Genomic DNA, 20,294 nt, shown 5'->3' on the forward strand with positions numbered 1-20,294 from the left:
CGCGCCATGCGCGTCTGTTCTGATCTGGTGAATAATATCTGCTTATACTAATCCGGTGAATATCTATTTATATATGATGTATGCATATCGGTCGGAAACGGTCACAAACCGGGATATTTCCCTGTCCTCGTTCTCTCCGGATTTTCCTATATCTGTGATCAGATTCGTCCCTGCGTCCTGTTCTGACGAAGACACCGCTCCCTGACTTTTCGACACAGAAGAGGTCTTCTCTCCCGCGCTCTCCTGTGAGCCGGATGAAGAAACCGTTCCGCTGCCGGAGCTTCCTGACGACACGTCTTCGTCACCTTCATCCTGAGACAATACGGTGTTGACCGTCGCGGACAGCCGTCCCGTGATCAACACATTATCCGTCGCATACAGAATCTTGTCCGGAAGTCTCACCATGACCGGTTCGGAAAGGATCACAACCTTCCACTCCTTTGCTCTCGATGCCAGAACGTCCGGGTCCGCGGGATTTCCATTCCGGTCAAGGAAGTTCTGATCCATAGAATAGCCGGCCTTTTCCGCCTCCGCAAGCGTTCCAAGGAATGCCCCGACGTGATTGAAGCTGCTGTAATCCTCCATGGAAGCGTATGTCATTTTGATCGTAACCGAGTTGTCATCCACACTGCAGGATTCCATCCGGACAGCCTTCTCATTCGACGAAGGGTAATCGGCGATCGCATTTTCGATATACTGCTTTAAATCATCCTCCGTATAATCCTCGTCTCCCTTTGCCTCCACGATATTCTCCGTGACCGTCCCCGTTTCATTCACGGAAACGGTTGTGTTTTCGTTGCTGTTCGGCAGAGAACAGCCCGCCAGGGAAAATACCGCGGACGCCGCAAGGATACCGACTGCCAGGCGTAACCCTCTGCCGGTCCTTCTCATTTCCGTCAGCTCCTTCCGTGTCTGTCCGGGGCAAAAACCGGATTTATTTCTTCAGGCTGCTCTTGCGGTAAATAATATCGTCTCTTCCCGGTCCATTCGAAACCATGGTGATCGGATAACCGATCTGGCTCTCGATGAAATTCACATAATCCTGTGCTTCCTGCGGAAGGTCCTCAAAGCGGCGGATTCCGCGGATATCGGATTTCCATCCCTTGAATACCTTGTATACCGGCTTGCATCTCTTCAGGTCCTTTGTCACAGGGAATTCCGTGATTTCCTTTCCGTCGAGTTCATAAGCAACACATACCGGAATCTCATCGAGATATCCGAGATCATCCAGCACGGTAAACGCAACATCTGTGCAGCCCTGCAGCCTGCATCCGTATTTTGACGCGACGCAGTCATACCATCCCACACGTCTCGGACGTCCCGTGGTCGCTCCATATTCACCGCCGTCTCCGCCGTGATTCCGCAGAGCTGTCGCCTCATCTCCGAAGATCTCCGATACAAATTCTCCGGCGCCGACTGCAGAAGAATATGCCTTTGACACAACGACAATCTGTTTGATCTCATACGGCGGAATTCCAGCTCCGATCGCTCCGTATCCGGCAAGCGGGGAAGAGGAGGTGACCATCGGATAAATGCCGTGATCCGGATCCTTCATCGTTCCGAGCTGTCCCTCGAGAAGAATGGTCTTCCCTTCCCGGATCGCACCGTCCAGATAGAGGGAGACATTTCCGAGATAAGGCTTCACCTTCTCCCGTCTCTCCTTAATCCACTGAAGCAGTCCCTTGCGGTCAATCGGATCGGTATGATAGAGGTTCTCCAGAAGAACATCCTTCTGATCCGCGATCCGGTTGATCTTCTCCATCAGAACGTCGTCATCCTGGTAAAATTCATTGATCTGCCATCCGATCTTGGCAAACTTATCCGAATAGAAAGGCGCAATTCCGGATTTGGTGGATCCGAAGGATTTACCCGCAAGCCGCGCCTCTTCCAGAGAATCAAACTTCACATGATACGGCATCATAACCTGAACACGATCAGAGACCATGAGCTGCGGCGTCGGCACTCCCTTTGATGTGATGTCCGAGAGCTCACTGAGAAATTTGTCGATATCAAAGGCCATGCCGTTTCCGATGATATTCATGATATTCTGATGAAACACTCCTGACGGCATCGTGTGGAGCGCAAACTTTCCATACTCATTTACGATTGTGTGACCGGCATTGGCTCCGCCCTGAAAACGGATGACCACATCCGCCTCATTGGCCAGAGTATCGGTGATCTTGCCTTTTCCTTCGTCTCCCCAGTTCGCTCCTACAACTGCTTTTACCATTCTAGGTCCTCCTTATTCTTCGTCTGCATTGGCAATATGCAGACAATCCAGCAGATACATTTCCATGCCCCAAGGTCAGGGCATCGCAAACAGATACATTTCCATGCCCCAAAGCCGGGGCATCACAATATGTTCAAGTACGGATCGTCCGTGCGCGCGTTCCTCATGCGCGGCGGTCCTGTCTTTGTTTCTTCGGTACTTGTGCCCTATGTCAGACGTTGATCTCCGCCTTCATACCGAGCAAATCCTTTCTCTCCTTCAGAATCGGATAAACCACCTCGTTCAGATATTTGTCTACCTGATATGGCGCGCGTCCCACGTACTTCTTCGGGTCCATAGACTTCTGCAGATCCTCAAGGGACAGATGGAAGGTCGGATCCTTCGCGATTCTCTCCAGCAGATCGTTATCCTTTCCCTCCACCTTGACCGTCTTTCCGGCCTCCATGGAAAGCTCACGGATCCTCTCATGAAGCTCCTGACGATCTCCGCCGGCCTTCGTCGCATCCATCATGATGTTTTCCGTCGCCATAAACGGAAGCTCGGCCATCAGATGCTTCTCGATAACCTTCGGGTAAACGACGAGTCCGTCCACCACATTCATCATCAGATCCAGGATACCGTCCGTCGCCAAAAATCCCTCGGCAATGGAGATTCTCTTATTGGCAGAATCATCCAGCGTTCTCTCAAACCACTGTTCCGCAGACGTCATTGCCGGGTTCAGCGCATCAATCATAACATATCTCGACAGAGACGCGATTCTCTCATCTCTCATCGGATTTCTCTTATAGGCCATGGCGGATGATCCGATCTGGCTCTTCTCGAATGGCTCCTCAACCTCTTTCAGGTGCTGCAGAAGACGAATGTCATTGGAGAACTTGTGCGCGCTTGCCGCGATGCCCGCCAGAACATTGCACACCCTGGTATCGACCTTTCTCGAGTAGGTCTGTCCGGATACCGGATAGCAGGAAGTGAAGCCCATCTTCTCCGCAATCATCGGGTCCAGCCTGTCACACTTCTCCTGGTCACCGTTGAACAGCTCCAGGAAGCTTGCCTGCGTACCTGTAGTTCCCTTGGAACCCAGAAGCTTCAGCGTTCCCTGTACGTATTCCAGATCCTCCAGATCCATCACAAACTCATTGAGCCACAGAGTGGCGCGCTTGCCGAGCGTGGTCGGCTGTGCCGGCTGAAAATGTGTAAATGCGAGGCACGGCTGATTTTTCTCCTTGTCCGCAAACTTCGCAAGCTCATTGATTACGTTGACAAGCTTTCTGCGGATCAGCTTCAGCGCCTCACTCATAATGATGATATCTGTATTGTCACCGACGTAACAGGAGGTTGCGCCAAGGTGAATGATTCCCTTCGCTTTCGGGCACTGAACACCGTAGGCATATACATGAGACATTACATCGTGACGCACTTCCTTCTCGCGCGCTCTCGCCACATCATAATTGATGTCCGTGACATGCTCCTTCATCTCATCGATCTGCTCCTGGGTAATCGGAAGTCCGAGCTCTTTCTCTGTCTCTGCCAGAGCAATCCACAGTCTTCTCCAGGTCGAGAACTTGAAATCCTGGGAAAAAATGTACTGCATCTCTTTGCTTGCATAACGCTCGGAAAGCGGGCTGCTGTAACGGTCTGTTGTGCTCATAAGATTCTGCTTCCTTCCTGTCACTTCCGCGTGACTGTAAGTGATTCCTTTATTTCTGGTGCTTTCATCACTGCCGTCAGGGACAGTTCCCTTTACGACATTTCTCTTTAAAAGCAACAGCGCAACCGGCGCCGGAAATTCCGGGCACAATTGCGCTATAATTATAAAGCATTCATAATTTAAAAGCAACCTGCCAGACCCTGAAATATGCGTGCCTGCACAGATGCATGCACAGATCCCGTACCGTGCGGCATCCTCCGGATCCGTTCTGGTGCTGTTACTGCGGACTGCTGTATCCGGCAAGGAACTGCTTTGTTCTCTCGTGCGCGGGATGCTCAAACACATCTTCCGGTGTTCCCTTTTCCAGGATAATGCCGTTGTCCATGAAAATCACCTGATCCGCCACATCATGGGCGAATTTCATCTCATGTGTCACAATGATCATCGTCGTATGGTTATCTGCCAGCTCACGGATTACCCGGAGCACCTCTCCGGTGAGCTCCGGATCAAGCGCCGACGTCGGCTCATCGAAGCAGAGAATATCCGGTTGAAGAGCAAGTGCTCTCGCAATCGCCACCCTCTGCTGCTGTCCTCCGGAAAGCTGATGCGGATAGTTGTCGCTTCGGTTGGACAGTCCCATCTGTTCCAGAAGTTCCCTCGCCCTCGCCTCAATCTCTCCGTTGTCAGTCCTGTGATGCGCCTGCGCATCCAGCTTGGGCGCAAGCATGATATTCTCCAGTGCTGTGTACTGCGGAAACAGATTGAAGGACTGAAACACCAGGCCGAAATGAAGCCTTTTCTTCCGGATTTCCTCTTCCGATACCTTTTTTCTGTTCTCTCCGTCAAACAGAATCTCATCACGGATCTGTATCCTGCCTCTGTCCGGTTTTTCAAGGAAATTCAGGCAGCGCAGCAATGTGGTTTTACCGCTTCCGGAAGAACCGATGATTGACAGCGCCTGCCCCTTCTCCATCGAAAAACTGATGTCCCGGAGAACCTCGGTGTCCCCGAAGCTTTTCTGTATATTGCTAACCTCCAGTAGAGCCATCTTCTCCTACTCCTTTACTGATATTTGTCCTTATACGCCTGCATGCTCATCAGACTCCTGCACACATCGCCGGTCACCGCTCCATTCCCGGCCGGCAAACAGAAAGCAACTATATTCGCACTCTGCCTGCGGAAACTACTGTATTGCTGGCCTGTCAGCGGAAATAGCTGAGTCTTTTCTCAATATAATGGAACAGCCATGTCAGCAGCGCGCTGAAGATCAGATAGAACGCTCCGGTATAAAACAGCGGCCAGATGATTCCCGCGCTTTTAATGTATGCCTGTCCTGCCCAGATTACTTCATAGACTGCGATAACCCTCGCCAGAGAAGTATCCTTGACCAGTGTGATGATCTCATTGGATATCGGCGGAACAATCCGCTTCACAACCTGCAGAAGTACAATCTTTCGGAAAATCTGTCCCCTGGTCATTCCGAGCACTTCACCGGCCTCATACTGACCGACCGGAATTGCCTGAATCCCGCCCCGGTAAATCACGGAAAAATAGCAGGCATAGTTGATGACAAAGGCAACGAGCGCCGCGATAAATCTTCCCCCGTCTCCGGCTCCCCAGATGTTTTTCTGCATAATAATTCCGGGGCCATAATATATAATCAGAAGCTGCAGCAGAAGCGGAGTTCCGCGGACGATCCAGATCAGGAAATTAATTGGTATGTTGATCACTTTTACCTTGCTCATGGATCCGAAACTAATGAACAGTCCGAGCGGAAGCGAAAAAACCAGTGTCAGCGCGAACAGCTTCAGCGTCATGAGGAAGCCCTCGAGCAGGGATAATGTAACTTCAGCAAACATAAATATGCCCTCGAATTCTTTTATACACTCAAAACTGTCACACAAACCGGCGCCGCTCCGCCGGTCAATACCGGCGGCAGACGCCCCTGTTCATGTGACAGTCCGATAAACCTTTATGCCCCGCTGTCAGCGGGGCAGTCATCACTTATATGGAACCGGATCTGTTCCGGATCATTTCTGCTCCACAAGAGCATCCTGTACGCCGTATTTCTCGGCGATTGTCTTCATTGTGCCGTCCTGGTAGAGCTTCACAAATTCTTGGTTGATATAGTCAGCAAGATCAGAGCCCTTGCGGCACCCGACACCATACTCCTCGGTTGTAAGTTCAACCGTATGGGTCAGCTTCTCATAGCTGGTTCCCTTTCCGATCATCGCACCCGCCATCAGCAGATCAATAATGCTGGCATCAGAGGTTCCTGCGGATACCTCCATCAGAGTATCTGCCTGCGATGACATGGAAGTATAATTCAGTTTGTTCTCCTTTGCCGCTTCCTCACCCGCAGAACCGGCCTCAACCGCAAAGGAAAGATCCTTCAGGGAATCAACCGTCTGGTACTTATCTGCCTTATCCTCCGGAACAACCACAACCTGTGCATTGTTCAGGTATGCGTTCGTGCAGGCCATTGACTTTGTAACCTCATCGGTAAGCGTCATGCCATTCCAGACCACATCGATGCTCTTGTTGTCAAGCTCCAGGATCTTGTTGTCCCAGTCAATCTCGACGAACTTCACCTCCACGCCAAGATCCTTTCCGACTTCACGGGCAAGGTCCGCGTCAAAGCCAATCCACTCATCTGATCCGTCTTCCTTATAATCCATCGGCGCGAAATCGGTAATTCCGACAATAAGGCTTCCTTTTTTCTTGATATAATCCACATCACTCCCGGACGATGATCCGGATGCGGTGGATGAAGCAGCTGTCACTGCCTGCGAAGAAGATGCCGCGGATGCCCCTGTATCCGAAGCCGTGCTTCCGCATCCTGCCATAGCCAGTACCATAGAAGCAGCCAGTACACCGCTGATGATTTTCTTTTTCATATGTAATTCTCCCTTTCCTGATCCGCGGCTATCATAACCGTGTCGTATCAACACGTTCTAACTTTACCACGATAAAATCACTTGCGCACGGCTATGGTATCATAGGCAGGAAATCGGTGTCAAGAAAAACCTGAAAAATCCCCGGCAGGCTTATGCCCATCCGGGGATCTGTAAAAAATCCCGGCAGGCTTATGCCCCGCCGGGGATTAACCATATGCAGTGAACCGCCATGCTCCGAGTTCTCTTACGCAGCCTGGTCCCTGATCTGTGCAATGAAGTACGGAATCGCGACGAAAATGATTCCGCCGATCATATTGCCGATGGTGACCGTGATCAGATTATAGAAATATCCTCCGATGGTGACCGCCTGTCCCGCCGGATCCAAAAGCGCTACCGTGAGCTGTGTCATATTCGCGATGCTGTGCTCGAATCCGCAGGTAACAAACGCGAACAGGCACCACCAGACCATAATCAGCTTTGCTGCTTCATTCTTTAATTTCACGCCGCACCAGGTTGCGAGGCAGACAAGAATATTGCAGAGGATACCACGCATCAGCAGCTGCACAAACGGAGCGCTCATCTTCGCCGCCGCACCTGTGGCAAGAAATGTAGAAACCGCTTCCGTATTCATTCCGGAAAAATGGAACAAAAGAGCCAGTACAATCGCGCCCAGAAGATTGCCGATCCAGCAGACAACCCACACCTTGCAGGCATCGCCGATTCCTATTTTCTTCTTCAGCACACCGCTCATCATCACCAGATTATTTCCGGTAAAGAGCTCAGAGCCAGCCATAACTACCAGACTCAGGGCTACTCCGAAGGATGCGCCCATGACAATCTTCGTATAAGGAGCTCCGTTCAGAAGTCCTCCCTCCACATTGGTGAGCAGATTTCCAAATCCGATGAACATTCCCGCGAGTGCGCTCAGCAGCAGATAACCCAGCGGGTTCTTCTGAAGCAGATTTCTTTTCGCGACTGCGCCATTCGATAAAGCATCATATTCCTGACCAAACATCCAGCAATCTCCTCCTCTAAATAGTTGATGAAATATTGAAGCCGTTTCACTCAGAACATCCTTTTTCATGTTCCATCTATACTTTATCTGAATTCACAGAATTTTGCATCTTTTTCTTGCGAGTTTTCTGCACAAAGTTCTGCTTGTGTTTTCCAACCCGCTCCCTAAATATTTGTGCTTAAATGCACAATTTTTCAGTATAAACGCGATAAACTCTTGGTGATATATGACAGAGCATCTCATAATTGAAGCTGGCCGCGGGATCCGCGATCTCCTCTATCGGGATATAACCATCTCCGTCATGTCCGACCAGTGTGACAATGTCCTCCACCCTGACATTCGGAATATCTGTCACATCGACCATCATCTGATCCATACACACGCGCCCGAGAATCGGTGCGGACTTTCCGTGAATCAGGACTCTGCCCTTAGAGGAAAGTGCTCTCGGGTATCCGTCGGCGTATCCCACTGAGACAGTCGCAATTCTGGTTACCGGACGGCTGGTAACATAAGTTGCTCCATAACTGACTCCCATACCAGGTCCGACATCCTTCACATGAATGACATGCGCCCTCCACGCAAGCGCAGGAATCAGATCGAGTCTCTCCTTTCTTACTTCCTCCGACGGATAGATTCCATACGTGATAATTCCTGAACGCACCATCTCAAAACGGTGCGGATCGTCCGGCTCGTACTCCATAATCGCGGCGCTGTTGCAGACGTGCCGGATCGGAATGCTGACCCCTCTCTCTGCGAGCATTGAGAGCATTGCGTCATACTTCCCGAACTGTTCCTCACAGTATGTTTTATCTGTCATATCCGCACAGGACAGATGCGTAAATAGACCTTCGATCTCCACGTTCGGGAGCTCGGATATCCTCAGTATCTCATCAGCGGCCTCCTCTGTGACCAGAAATCCGATCCGTGTCATTCCCGTGTCCAGCGCGATATGAATCCGTGCCTTTTTTCCCTCGCGGACCGCAGCCTCATTCAGCTTCCGGGCGTCTTCATAATTGTATATGCTCGGGCGTATATCCCACGCAATCATCTCACTGTACTGTTCCGGTGAAGTATATCCCAGAATCAGTACCGGACGTACAATATTATGCTCCCGCAGCTCCACACCTTCCTCAAGTGTCGCGACAGCAAAAAAGTCCGCAATATCCTCAAGCGACTCTGCGACCCGCACGGCACCGTGTCCGTAAGCATCGGCCTTAACCACCGCCAGGATCTTCGTCCCCGGCAGAATCCGTTTCCTGGCTTCCTCAACATTGTGATGAATAGCCGGGAGAGAAACCTCCGCATACGTTCTCAGATACTTATCCATGACTGTTCCTTCTTTCGGTTACTTTAATCTCTTTCCGCAATTACCCTGCATTTCTCTTGTTATTTCGCTTGCTTCTTTTTTACTTCTCTTTTACTTTTTTTCCCTGCTTTATTTACTTCTTTTTGTTGTTCCTTATTGCATGCCGTTTTTTCTCTTGCTTCTTTTCTACTTTTTCTCAGGGCTTTTCGGCTTGCGGATCGCCGAGTATACATTTTTCACATTTTTCAGGACCACATGCGTCCTTGTGTCCTTGATTCCCGGAAGCTCCATGATCTTTCGGTGGATCTGGTCAAGCTCCTCCGGTGAGTTGCACGCGATCTTGAGAAGCAGATCCATACTTCCTGTCACATAGTAGCAGGAGACAACGCTGTCCATCTCCTGGATTGCTTCCGCAAAGCCGTCATAATACATTGGTTTTTCAAGAGCGACTTCCATGAGAGCCGTCATCAGATTTCCGACCTGTTTCTCATCGACAATGATCGTATATTTATCGATCACATGGCTCTCCTCCAGCTTGTGGATACGTTCGATCACGGCAGAAACAGACAGATGAATCTGCTTGGAGATGTTGGACGCGGTCTCCCTTGCATTCTCCTGCAGCGCCTTTAAGATCTTATAGTCAATCTGATCCATATAATATTGCCTCGCATCATATTTTTGCAGAAATCCAGAATTATTCTGCAAAAATAAAGTATACACGATAAATTTTCATGTGCAAGCAGAAAATATCCCTTCATTCCAACCCTTGCCACCGCTTCCGGCACGGCAAAGGGCAGAGAGTACCGGCGTGCTCAGACTTCAGGCGTTCCTTCTGCTTGTCAGAAACTGCACCGCCGCACCGGCCGCAAACAGGACCGCAATGACCAGCTTCTGGAGATCCGGGTTTCCTGAAATGTTCGTTTTCATCAGCGCAAGCGCATGTACAGATACGGCTGCTCCCGCCCCGGCAGTAATAAAGATCACGGCCGGCCGTGAGAATTTCACTGCCAGCACACCCGCAAGCACAAATCCGGCAGCCATCAGAATATACAGCACCACTTTCCAGGCGTGTCCCTCGGGAAACGGAATCATACCGATCACAGATGCTGCCAGAATGCCACAGAAAATGAATACTCCGGACAGATAGATCCTGTACGCAAAAAAGCATAACAGGAATCCGCAGACAGCGCCGATCAGCCATGGCGCATACTGTGGTTCGGAGATAAAATCTGAGGAGATGGTTCTGCCCAGATACAAGCCGAGCAGAAATCCCGTCACTGAGATCCAGAACCGAAGCAGCCTGAAGCCGAAGAAACATTGAAGAATCCCCAGGATCAGGCTGCCAACTGCCAGGACTTCCGTGAGCCCCGACATAATTTCAGAGATCGGACCGGTCATCAGATATGCTCTCCGGCCTTAAACACATACCCGCATTTCTCACACTTGGAGTCCGCCGCGAGAATACTCTCCTTCGTGAAAACCTCTACGGTCTCGCCGCATACCGGGCACTTGACCTCCTGTAATACAGGTGTCTTCTTAGCTCCTTCACATCCGTCTAATACTGCCATATAGATCTCCTTTCTCCGTGTAACACAAATCCGAACGCCAAACGTTACGTCTCTATCTTAATACAAATACAAAAAAAGTGAAAGCAAATGGCACACAAATCTCGAAAATACGGAGACAACGAGATAAAACACGCTGCGCGAGTTTTATCTCGCTATCGCGACGCTCGCCGCACACGAATACTTCGCATTCGGCTGCGGCTAACTGTTCGCGTAAAAAAATACCGGAAGCCCCATTTCATCTGGTTTCCGGTATTGTTCGATCAGCGCGAGACGGGATTCGAACCCGCGACCCCAACCTTGGCAAGGTTGTACTCCACCCCTGAGCCACTCGCGCATATTCAATTAAGAACAGAAATGAATGATATTCCTCTGTTCAAGCAGGTGATGGGAATCGAACCCACGTATCCAGCTTGGAAGGCTGGTGTTCTACCATTGAACTACACCTGCATCACTACAGTTTGGACGAATCAGAACTAATCTGCTGTTCCGTGTCAACGTGTAAGATTATATAACACAGTTTTCCGGCTGTCAATCACTTTTTGAAATTTTCCGCTTCAACCTCCGCTTCAACCTTTTCCACTTCAATAAACTGTATGTAAAAACGGACGTACTCCTCATGGACAGATCCCTGCCGCAGGATTAAGATAGAGAGATACGGAGAACTCCAGCTGCGGCTTCGCCTGTTCTGCGCTGTTTCAATGGCCGACGGAACGGCGATGATCCCGGGTTACATTTACGGTTCACCTGTTCTGCGCTGCAGCAAAGCCCATCTACGTAATATTTCGAACGGGAGGAATATGAAAAATGATTGATTTCAACAATATACATGGTTTTATCTCCGATATGGACGGCGTGATCTATCACGGAAACGAGATCCTGCCGGGCGTACCGGAATTTCTCAACTGGCTGAAGGACAATGACAAGAAATTTCTCTTTCTGACCAACAACTCCAATCTGACACCGAAGGGTCTGCAGCAAAAAATGGCCCGCATGGGTCTTGAAGTCGGCGAGGAGCACTTCTATACCAGCGCGCAGGCGACTGCAGCTTTTCTTCAGGATCAGGCGCCCGGCTGCTCCGCCTATGTGATCGGCGAAGCCGGTCTTCTGAACGCTCTGTACGACGCCGGCATCGTGATGAATGATGTGGATCCCGATTATGTGGTCGTCGGTGAAGGACGCAATTATTCCCTTGATTCTCTGACCAAGGCCTGCAACCTGGTTCTCGGCGGCGCCAAGCTGATCGGGGCATGCGCCGACGTCAGCGGTCCCATTGAGAATGGAATTGCTCCTGCCTGCGGCGCACTTATTTCACCGATTGAAATTGCTACGGGTGTCAAGGCGTATTTCTGCGGCAAGCCGAATCCCCTGATGATGCGCACCGGTCTGCGCATGCTGAACTGCCATTCCGCCGATGCCGTCATGATCGGCGACCGCATGGATACCGATATCATCTCCGGCCTGGAGAGCGGTATGTCCACCGTTCTGGTTCTTTCCGGCATTTCCACCCCGGACACGCTCCGGATGTACGGTTATCGTCCGTCCGCGGTTCTCAGCGGAGTCGGAGACATTCCCGCCCGCGCGGCAGCTTCGGCAGAGCACAGCACTCCGGATGCGCCTTCGGCCACCTGACACGTCATGTCAGTCTCATGAATGCGATTTTTTCCGTAATCTTATTCCGTAACACGCGCAGACAACACAGCTGCTCTTCTCAGATCACGAAATTATTCACCGTCTGTTCGCTCCAGTTCAGGAGGTCCTCAAGGGTATACTTGTCCACGACACTCCTGATCGCTTCATCCAGTTCTTTCCAGATCCGCAGTGTCACACAGCTGTCTGCGCGCGGACAGTCATTACGATCTGTCGACAGACACTCCACCGGTGAGAGACTTCCCTCCGTCAGGCGGAGAATATCACCGACCACATATTCCTCCGGTCTCTTTGTCAGCCGGTAGCCGCCCTGCGGGCCGCGGATGCTGCGCAGATAGTTCGCGCGCACCAATACAGATACGATCTGTTCCAGATATTTCAGCGAGATATCCTGTCTGGCGGAAATATCCTTGATTCTCACCGGTTCTCCCGTATCATGCTGTGCAATATCCAGCATCATGCGCAGAGCGTATCTTCCCTTTGTAGATATTTTCATTTTATTCCCTCCATCATACCAGGCACACCTGACAGTCCATCGTCTGATTCAGCGGTGCACAGCCCCGACTCAACTGTCTGCTCGTCGTCCACACAGCAGCAGCCGTTCACATCTTCTGCCATCGCCGCCCGCACCGCCCGTCTGCTCTTCGTGTAAGCAGCCGCGCCTCACTTCCTATTCGAGTAGTAAAAATGTCAGCCGCAACAGCTCCGGCTGACATTCTTTCTTCTGCGTTTGCTTTTTCCTTACTGCTTTACAGCCTGAAATGCCTCTTCAAGATCTGCAATGATATCATCGATATGCTCTGTACCGATGGACAGGCGGATCGTATTCTTCTTGATGCCCTGATCTGCAAGCTCTTCGTCGTTATCTTCAGAATGAGTGGTGGATGCCGGATGAATAACTAGAGATTTTACATCTGCTACGTTCGCGAGAAGACTAAACAGCTTCAGATGATCGATGAAATCCTTGGCATGTCTCTCATCGCCCTTCAAATCGAAGGTGAAAATCGAGCCGCCGCCGTTCGGAAGATACTTCTTGTAAAGTGCCTGCTGTGCGGGATCCTTGGATGCAGCCGGATGGCTGATGGATTCAACTTCCGGTTTTGTCTGCAGATACTCAATAACCTTCTTTGTATTCTCAACCTGACGCTCCACACGAAGGCTCAGTGTCTCAAGGCCCTGCAGGAAAATCCATGCGTGGAACGGTGAAAGCGTAGCTCCCTCATCACGAAGGATAATTGCGCGGATATAAGTCGCAATTGTCGCCGGAGCCGTATCCTTGGCAAAGGTGAGACCATGATAGGACTGGTTCGGAGTGGACAGCCACGGCCACTTCGGAGAATTATAGTCAAATTTTCCCGCGTCGATGATAACGCCGCCGATGGTGGTTCCATGTCCTCCGATGAACTTTGTCGCGGAATGAACAACGATATCAGCGCCATACTCGATCGGACGAATCAGATAAGGTGTTGCAAAAGTATTATCAATGATCAGCGGAAGACCATGCTTATGAGCAATATTTGCCCATGCCTCAATATCCACTACTTCACCGTTCGGATTTCCAAGCGTCTCGATGTAGAGCGCCTTGGTGTTCTCTTTGATTGCCGCTTCCGCAGCCTTCAGATCAAAGGGATCTACAAATGTAGTGGTAACACCGTAATCAACAAAGGTGTGTGCAAGGAAGTTGTAGGTGCCGCCGTAAATGTTCTTCGCGGAGACAATGTGATCGCCCGCCTTTGCGACTGCCTGGAATGCGTATGTCACGGCAGCTGCGCCGGATGCAACGGCAAGTGCCGCAACTCCGCCCTCAAGAGCTGCAATACGCCTCTCAAAAATATCCTCTGTCGGGTTTGTCAGTCTTCCGTAGATATTGCCGGCGTCCTTCAGCGCAAATCTTGCCTCTGCATGATCACTGTTGCGGAATACAAAGGACGATGTCTGATAAATCGGAACTGCTCTGGAATCCGTGTAAGGATCTGCCTGCTCCTGTCCTACATGAAGGGCAAGTGTCTCGAAGTGAAGCTTTCTATCTGCTAATTCGCTCATATTTTTTCTCCTGTCATTCAGATTGATCGGTAAAATCTCCGTGTCTCAAATTCTGCACCGCCGGCTGTCACACATTCCATCTCTGCACTCGTGACGCCGGCTGTCGCACATTTCATCTCTGCACTCCTGCAGCCGGCTGTCACACATTCTATCTCTGCACTCCTGCAGCCGGCTGTCGTGCTTTTCTCGTCTGCGTAATATTTCTTAATTAGTTCTCAAACAGTGCGGTTGAATAATATCTGTCACCGCTGTCCGGGAGAAGCGCTACGATTGTCTTGCCCTTGGCTTCCGGACGTTTTGCCACCTGAAGAGCTGCCCAGAGTGCCGCACCGGAAGAAATTCCAACCAGAATTCCCTCCTTATGTGCCAGTTCCTTTGCGGTCTGGAAAGGAACCTCGTTATCAACGGTGATAACTTCGTCATAAACCTTCTGATCCAGAATACTCGGAACAAATCCCGCGCCGATACCCTGAATCTTATGCGGTCCGCCATGGCCCTCCGTAAGAACCGGAGATGTTGTCGGCTCGATGGCGATCACTTTAACGTCGGGCTTCTGCTCCTTCAGATATTTGCCTGTTCCGGTAAGGGTTCCGCCTGTTCCGATGCCTGCCAGGAAGTAATCCACCTCTCCGTCGGTATCGTTCCAGATCTCCGGGCCGGTCGTCTCATAATGAGCCTTCGGGTTTGCCGGGTTGTCGAACTGTCCGGTAAGAACCGCTCCCGGTGTTGCTTCCACAATCTCTTTTGCCTTTGCGATTGCACCGGTCATGCCCTTGCTTCCGTCTGTAAGAACAAGCTGTGCGCCGTATGCTTTCAGGATATTGCGTCGCTCAACGCTCATGGTCTCCGGCATTGTCAGAATAACCTTATAGCCCTTTGAAGCAGCTACGGACGCAAGACCGATTCCGGTGTTTCCGGAGGTCGGCTCTACGATGGTCCCGCCCGGCTGAAGCTTTCCGGACTTCTCGGCATCCTCAATCATATATTTTGCGATTCTGTCCTTGACGCTTCCCGCCGGGTTGAAGTACTCAAGCTTTACCAGCAGTCTCGCGTCGAGGTTGTACTCCTTCTCAAAGCTTGTAAGCTCTACCAGCGGTGTCTTGCCGATCAGTTCTGTTGCGTTCTTGTAAATATTAGCCATTTCAAATCTCCTTTTCTTCCTCTGCCGAGGATCTCATGATTGTTCCGTTTGTGTTCCTTCTGTGATAAGTTCTGCTCATCCGTCATTACCGGAAACCCTGCATCGCTTAACCGTTGTCTCACCGGCTTTGTCTGCCGTTCACTTCTCTGTTCTCTTCTGCTGTATTATTCTGTCGACCGGAGGCAACAACATCGCATGTCTCCGTTCACAGCCGGAAGGTTGTTCAACTGGTGATTCATATTTTTGTTACCTCCTATATCTCGTATTTCCTAGCTGATATATAGGATTATAGGGATTAATGTCCTGTTTGTCAATAGGAAATTAGAAGTTTTAAAAAAATATGCCGGAGCAGGCATGTCTCCCCGACATATGTCTGCTCCGGCAGTGACTTCTCTCATTATATACTCTTACGGCTGTATTTTTTCAATTGGCAAACCATACTCTTGTAAAAATCTCACCCTGGATTTTTAATTCTCATCTCCGCCGGATGCGACCGGCCGGATTATAAAAAGTCTTTCTTCCCTTCCGGTCAGGAACCCCGGAAGTCCGGTAAGAAGCGCCGTTTTTCATGGTTTTGTCTGTTTCCGCGGAAAACAGTGCTCCGCCCGCGTCTTCTCCGGAAACCGCACCGGAGACCGGACCTCCCTGTTCGCCCCCGTCTTCCGGAATATTTTCTCCCGCCAGGCGGAGGATGTCCTCCACTTCATCTTCTGAAATATTCATATACTCCGCCAGCTCATCGACATAGACCTTTCTGCCGAGCTGTTCCTTCAGAGCCGTGATACTCCTCTTCAAATCCTCGACTCTTTCCACCATCCGTTCATCCCGTGTATGGATGTCCCGCTGCTCCTCCAGCATCGCCAGAATTCCCTCGCGGACCTCTGTCATAAGCTTTCGCCTCACATTCTCACGATCCGTCAGCTCAGAGGGATCCAGCCCGTCCAGATACAGAACCAGACTCAGGCTGCCTTCCTGTATCATATCTGAGAGGTGCACACCGGGCTCATACATCTGCTTTGCCGTCTCGACAACCTCCGGAAGAAGGAGCTCCGAGATCCTTCGCTTTGCCGCCGTGCTTCCGTTCTTGCATTCCTCCGCCAGGCGCTCCCATTCCCCGTCCTCTTCCGCGCGAATCCCGCTCAGCTCTTCGGCATAATCCTCCAGCCATGCCTGATCCTCGTCCGTCCAGAGATAGCCGTCATTTTCATCATCGGAAGCCTCCGGCTCCGCCGCTTCATTTGATCCCCCTGTCGCTTCCAATGGCAATTTCCTGTCAATACCTTCCACAATGATTTTCTTTGACAACAGGAAATCATACACCAGGTTCATCTGTTCCGCAGAAAGACCGTCCTCCTCAAAAAACTTACTTACATCATTTTTTTCTATATGTCCCCCGAGATCGTTGGCATTCTGAAGAATCCTCTGCAGCTTCTTCCGGAATTCCTCCGGCTTCATGTTTCTATCCTTATCCATTGTAATCACCTGTCAAATCCTGATCTGTATTTTCAGCTGATGATACCTTCTTTTCCTTTACACGAGCATAGCCGATAATCCGGTCCAGCACAACATTTGTCATAACATAGTTATAAACGTTATCCTTCCCGTTTTTGCTGATCAGATCATCAGAAGAAACGCCGTAGAGATCCGCCGCCTTCTGCAGTTCCTTCTGGTAGGCCGGACTGTTCTCCGAAAGCTTCTCCGCCTTCACCAGAGCACCCAGCAGCAGTTTACTCGCGGCCGCATACCTTCCATTCTGTTCTTTCTGTTTGCTGTAAGTATCCTGGTCGATCCCGGACTGCTCTATATATTCATCCAGCGAGAGACCGTATTTCTCCGCTTCTGACTTGATATTGGCTTCGAAGGATTCTTCCCCGTTCTTTACATATTCCTTTGGCAGGAAATGATAGACACTGGCCTGCTGCACCTGATTCCACGCCTCTCCCTGAAGCTCGGACTCTGCTTTTTCCTCTTCCTGCTGTGTCAGAGATTTCCTGACAGACTCCCTGTAATCCGCAACATCAGAGATCGAATTATTGGTATAGTTCTTTACCCAGTCATCGGTCAGCTCCGGTGTTCTTTTGATTGCATTTACTGTGACAGTAAAAACGACATCCTTTCCGGCAAGATCGGAGGAATAATAATTATCTGGAAAACGAAGCTTCAGATCCTTCGTTTCTCCTTTCTTCATTCCTACCACGCCGTCTTCAAATCCCTCAATAAAGCTTCCGGATCCGAGGGTAAGGTCATAGCTGTCACTGGATCCGCCATCGAAAGCCTTCCCGTCAATTTTCCCCTCATAGGCAATATCTACAGTATCTCCCAATGCCGCTGCCGCGTTCTTGTCTGTCACCTCCTCCGGTGTCATCTGTGATTCAATATAGGAAGTGATATCATGATCTGTCACGGTCTGAATCTCCTTCGTGAGGTCCAGCTTCTTATAATTGCCCAGCGTAATCGCGTCTGCGATCTTGAAATCCCCGTCCCTGACCGGAGCGGCGAGAATCTGATCCGTAAGGCTTTCCGAGGAGGAAGACACGGATAAAGCCGCCTCTGCTCCGTCAGACCCAGACGAGATCACCGACGTGTCCGATGATGTTTCCTGTGATGTTTCCTGTGACGTTTCCTGTACAGTGTTTTTTCCGCCAGATGCTCCGCATCCCGCGGTAGACAACGTTACCATGAGGCACATCGCCGTTATTAATATTTTTCTTTTCATAATGATACATCCTGTAAAACTGCGCCCGCAGAGTATTATCCTTTGTCTGTAGCCGATGTTGTCTTCCACTGGCGAAGTATCCGACCTGTGATTCCCTGCATCCAGGGCACGTTTATCTGTTTCATATTCACGGCAGACTCTTGTCCTGCTGCCGGAAAACCGCTCATGCAACGGGCACTGCCCCTATTGCAGACTCATAACAGTCTGGTAGACATCGGCAGTATAAATCGTATGCATCCCGATTCGTACATAATCCTCCCCCGTCTGAATCCATGTCAGCTCCTGATCATTTTCTGTCATAAAATACCGGAAACCCAGGCTCTTCAGGTATTCGTACCGCGAATCACCGTCTGAATAACCGCTCCAGCTTCCGATATCTCCCCCATGAGGAAGAACCAGAATATCCGTATTCCCGAGAAGACTTCCGATCTTCTCCTCCCAGTTGTCCGCATCCGCCTTTATCAGTTCATAATCACCGGCGTAGCTGATGTCCGCATATGTACCGCTTGCCATCCGCCATCCTTCATTCCTGAGTGCTTTGATCAGAGAGGTAAGCGTTTCTTTATTCTGCTCTACCTGCGTTTCTGTGATTTCAGAAGTCACATCTCCTGCACTTCCCGGATCGTCCGCATTCTCTGTACTGTCCGCAGAGACGCTTTCTGTCCCCGATGATTCCTCCGAATCATCTCCGACGTTTCCCGGCTGAATCAGATTTGTCCCGGAGCCGTCCGTTCCTGAGAAAGCGCCTGATTCCATACTTTCTGTTCCTGTACCTTCTGTTCCAGCGTCTGCACTTCCCGTGCTGCCTGTTCCGGTATCTCCCGTATCGGATCCGGAATAACGCGCTTCGTTTTCCTGCACCTCACGGACCGCGTCCGCGCTCAGCTTTCCTGCCTGATTTCCGCTCACCTCAAGAGCATATCCGAACATCCCGTTCTGCCCGGTCACAGCGATGACACCGCGGGCATCCTGACTGGCAAAATCAGGATGTTCCCTGATAAAAGCGTCAAGGCAGGTGATGACATCGACATCTCCCGTCTGAACCTTCCCTTCCGAATCGGTATAGGTATTTGTCAGACTTCCATCCTCCTTCTGCGTCAGGCTGTCTGCATGTCCGTCATAACCTGGCGTATAACCGGCACCTGTTTCCGTGATGGTCAGTGGTTTTTTCCCGATGGGAACCGATACCTTTCCTTCCTTCATCGTGCCGTCTCCGCTGTCGGCAATGCTTTCAGGATCTACCAGGACATAGTTTCGGCGATATAAATCCTGAAGGATCTTCTGGAACTCCGTCACCGTCAGAACAGAACCTCCGTCGGTTCCGGACAACGAACTCTCTGCGGTGCTATTATCCGCAGAATCCACATTCTCTGTTCCGTCCACCTGATCTGCTGTGCCGTTCAGATCCGATGTGTCATTGTCTTCTGACGTCCCGCCCGGATCCGAGCTGTCATCCTGATCCGCTGCACGGTTCTGATCTGATGCTTCGTCCTGATCCGCCGATCCGGACTGCGATGTCCCGGAAGCCGCAGCCTCATCCAGCGTCAGAACCGGAAACGTAAGATTCAGCACCTCGGATCCCGGATAGGTATCCATTGTCTGGGCCGTCGCTTTCGCCGCGGCAGCATCCGATTCTGTCTTAGCCTTGTCCCGCCTGTATTTTCCGACAACAGCCATCACGCCGGCAAAGCCCAGTACAGCTGCCACGATACACAGAAAAATCCGAACCATTCGGATGATTCTGCGGCGTTTTCGGCGCCTGCGCGCCATCTCCTGCCGCCTTCTTCTCGTTCGTGCTCTCTCTCTTGCAAGCCGCTCCTCATCCTGTTCCGGTTTCTGCTCATCACCTGTTCTCAGTTCCTGCATACCGGAATGCTTTCCGTCAGCTTTTCTGCTGTCTCCGCTTGAATTTCTCCGCCTGTTCTTGTTATCAGTCAACGGATACCCCCTGCAGGCATCTCTCTTCCTGCGAATACATCTCGTAAATCAACCTGATCATACCTTGCCGGACTGGCCGACCGTGTCAATAATCATAACGCAAATACGCTCTCTTCGCAATATCCGCGCCCCGGAACACCTCCTC

The 20,294-nt window shown here is 50.8% G+C and carries 19 protein-coding genes and 2 tRNA genes; 1 reads left to right on the forward strand and 20 read right to left on the reverse strand.

The window, feature by feature from the left end:
• Positions 1-63: 63 nt before the first annotated feature.
• The 13 genes from ACTNDI_RS00780 to ACTNDI_RS00840 all read right to left on the reverse strand — a co-directional run bounded on the left by ACTNDI_RS00780 (position 64) and on the right by ACTNDI_RS00840 (position 11,111).
• Positions 64-891 (reverse strand): hypothetical protein, encoded by an 828-nt coding sequence (locus ACTNDI_RS00780; RefSeq protein WP_441098849.1) that lies wholly within the window; start codon positions 889-891, stop codon positions 64-66.
• Positions 892-934: 43 nt separating this feature from the next.
• Positions 935-2,230, reverse strand: coding sequence for an adenylosuccinate synthase (locus tag ACTNDI_RS00785; RefSeq protein WP_441098850.1), 1,296 nt, complete (start codon positions 2,228-2,230; stop codon positions 935-937).
• 211 nt (positions 2,231-2,441) lie between these two features.
• A complete protein-coding gene (gene purB / locus ACTNDI_RS00790; protein ID WP_441098851.1) occupies positions 2,442-3,878 on the reverse strand; it encodes an adenylosuccinate lyase in 1,437 nt (478 codons plus the stop codon).
• Positions 3,879-4,155: 277 nt separating this feature from the next.
• Positions 4,156-4,926 (reverse strand): amino acid ABC transporter ATP-binding protein, encoded by a 771-nt coding sequence (locus ACTNDI_RS00795; RefSeq protein ID WP_441098852.1) that lies wholly within the window; start codon positions 4,924-4,926, stop codon positions 4,156-4,158.
• A 154-nt stretch (positions 4,927-5,080) separates the two neighbouring features.
• Positions 5,081-5,737 carry an amino acid ABC transporter permease gene (locus ACTNDI_RS00800; RefSeq protein WP_441098853.1) on the reverse strand — a complete coding sequence of 219 codons (657 nt, stop codon included), beginning with the start codon at positions 5,735-5,737 and terminating at the stop codon, positions 5,081-5,083.
• A gap of 171 nt (positions 5,738-5,908) precedes the next feature.
• Positions 5,909-6,775 carry a transporter substrate-binding domain-containing protein gene (locus ACTNDI_RS00805; RefSeq protein ID WP_441098854.1) on the reverse strand — a complete coding sequence of 289 codons (867 nt, stop codon included), beginning with the start codon at positions 6,773-6,775 and terminating at the stop codon, positions 5,909-5,911.
• A 244-nt stretch (positions 6,776-7,019) separates the two neighbouring features.
• Positions 7,020-7,790: a formate/nitrite transporter family protein gene (locus ACTNDI_RS00810; protein WP_441098855.1), complete on the reverse strand. Its 771-nt coding sequence runs from the start codon at positions 7,788-7,790 to the stop codon at positions 7,020-7,022.
• A gap of 178 nt (positions 7,791-7,968) precedes the next feature.
• On the reverse strand, positions 7,969-9,117 hold the full coding sequence (gene alr, locus ACTNDI_RS00815; protein WP_441098856.1) for an alanine racemase: 1,149 nt from the start codon (positions 9,115-9,117) through the stop codon (positions 7,969-7,971).
• A gap of 165 nt (positions 9,118-9,282) precedes the next feature.
• Positions 9,283-9,750, reverse strand: a complete 468-nt coding sequence (locus tag ACTNDI_RS00820) for an Lrp/AsnC family transcriptional regulator (RefSeq protein ID WP_441098857.1) — start codon at positions 9,748-9,750, stop codon at positions 9,283-9,285.
• A gap of 165 nt (positions 9,751-9,915) precedes the next feature.
• The gene (locus ACTNDI_RS00825; protein ID WP_441098858.1) at positions 9,916-10,494 is read right to left on the reverse strand and encodes a hypothetical protein; all 579 of its coding nucleotides are present in this window, start codon (positions 10,492-10,494) and stop codon (positions 9,916-9,918) included.
• A complete protein-coding gene (locus ACTNDI_RS00830) occupies positions 10,494-10,664 on the reverse strand; it encodes a hypothetical protein (protein ID WP_441098859.1) in 171 nt (56 codons plus the stop codon). Before ACTNDI_RS00830 ends, ACTNDI_RS00825 begins: the two co-directional genes overlap by 1 nt.
• A gap of 262 nt (positions 10,665-10,926) precedes the next feature.
• Positions 10,927-10,998, reverse strand: a tRNA-Gly gene (locus ACTNDI_RS00835).
• 42 nt (positions 10,999-11,040) lie between these two features.
• A tRNA-Gly gene (locus ACTNDI_RS00840) sits at positions 11,041-11,111 on the reverse strand.
• A 357-nt stretch (positions 11,112-11,468) separates the two neighbouring features.
• Between ACTNDI_RS00840 and ACTNDI_RS00845 the strand changes: the two genes are divergently transcribed.
• Complete coding sequence (locus ACTNDI_RS00845; RefSeq protein WP_441098860.1) at positions 11,469-12,293, forward strand: HAD-IIA family hydrolase; 825 nt, start codon at positions 11,469-11,471, stop codon at positions 12,291-12,293.
• A gap of 79 nt (positions 12,294-12,372) precedes the next feature.
• On the opposite strand, the gene ACTNDI_RS00850 is transcribed toward ACTNDI_RS00845, so the two are convergent.
• From ACTNDI_RS00850 to ACTNDI_RS00880, 7 genes are all read right to left on the reverse strand, one after another.
• Positions 12,373-12,807 carry an RrF2 family transcriptional regulator gene (locus ACTNDI_RS00850; RefSeq protein WP_441098861.1) on the reverse strand — a complete coding sequence of 145 codons (435 nt, stop codon included), beginning with the start codon at positions 12,805-12,807 and terminating at the stop codon, positions 12,373-12,375.
• The gene (locus ACTNDI_RS00855; protein ID WP_441098862.1) at positions 12,804-12,929 is read right to left on the reverse strand and encodes a hypothetical protein; all 126 of its coding nucleotides are present in this window, start codon (positions 12,927-12,929) and stop codon (positions 12,804-12,806) included. Before ACTNDI_RS00855 ends, ACTNDI_RS00850 begins: the two co-directional genes overlap by 4 nt.
• Positions 12,930-13,052: 123 nt before the next feature.
• A complete protein-coding gene (locus tag ACTNDI_RS00860) occupies positions 13,053-14,354 on the reverse strand; it encodes an O-acetylhomoserine aminocarboxypropyltransferase/cysteine synthase family protein (RefSeq protein WP_441098863.1) in 1,302 nt (433 codons plus the stop codon).
• Positions 14,355-14,562: 208 nt separating this feature from the next.
• The gene (gene cysK / locus ACTNDI_RS00865; protein WP_441098864.1) at positions 14,563-15,495 is read right to left on the reverse strand and encodes a cysteine synthase A; all 933 of its coding nucleotides are present in this window, start codon (positions 15,493-15,495) and stop codon (positions 14,563-14,565) included.
• Between the two features lie 474 nt (positions 15,496-15,969).
• On the reverse strand, positions 15,970-16,968 hold the full coding sequence (locus ACTNDI_RS00870; protein ID WP_441098865.1) for a sigma-70 domain-containing protein: 999 nt from the start codon (positions 16,966-16,968) through the stop codon (positions 15,970-15,972).
• Positions 16,961-18,211, reverse strand: coding sequence for a trigger factor (tig, locus tag ACTNDI_RS00875; RefSeq protein WP_441098866.1), 1,251 nt, complete (start codon positions 18,209-18,211; stop codon positions 16,961-16,963). Before tig ends, ACTNDI_RS00870 begins: the two co-directional genes overlap by 8 nt.
• A gap of 183 nt (positions 18,212-18,394) precedes the next feature.
• The gene (locus ACTNDI_RS00880) at positions 18,395-20,149 is read right to left on the reverse strand and encodes a hypothetical protein (protein ID WP_441098867.1); all 1,755 of its coding nucleotides are present in this window, start codon (positions 20,147-20,149) and stop codon (positions 18,395-18,397) included.
• Between the last annotated feature and the right edge of the window lie 145 nt (positions 20,150-20,294).

Origin of the sequence: Bilifractor sp. HCP3S3_D3, assembly GCF_052063915.1 — a bacterium.
Lineage (GTDB): Bacteria > Bacillota > Clostridia > Lachnospirales > Lachnospiraceae > Bilifractor.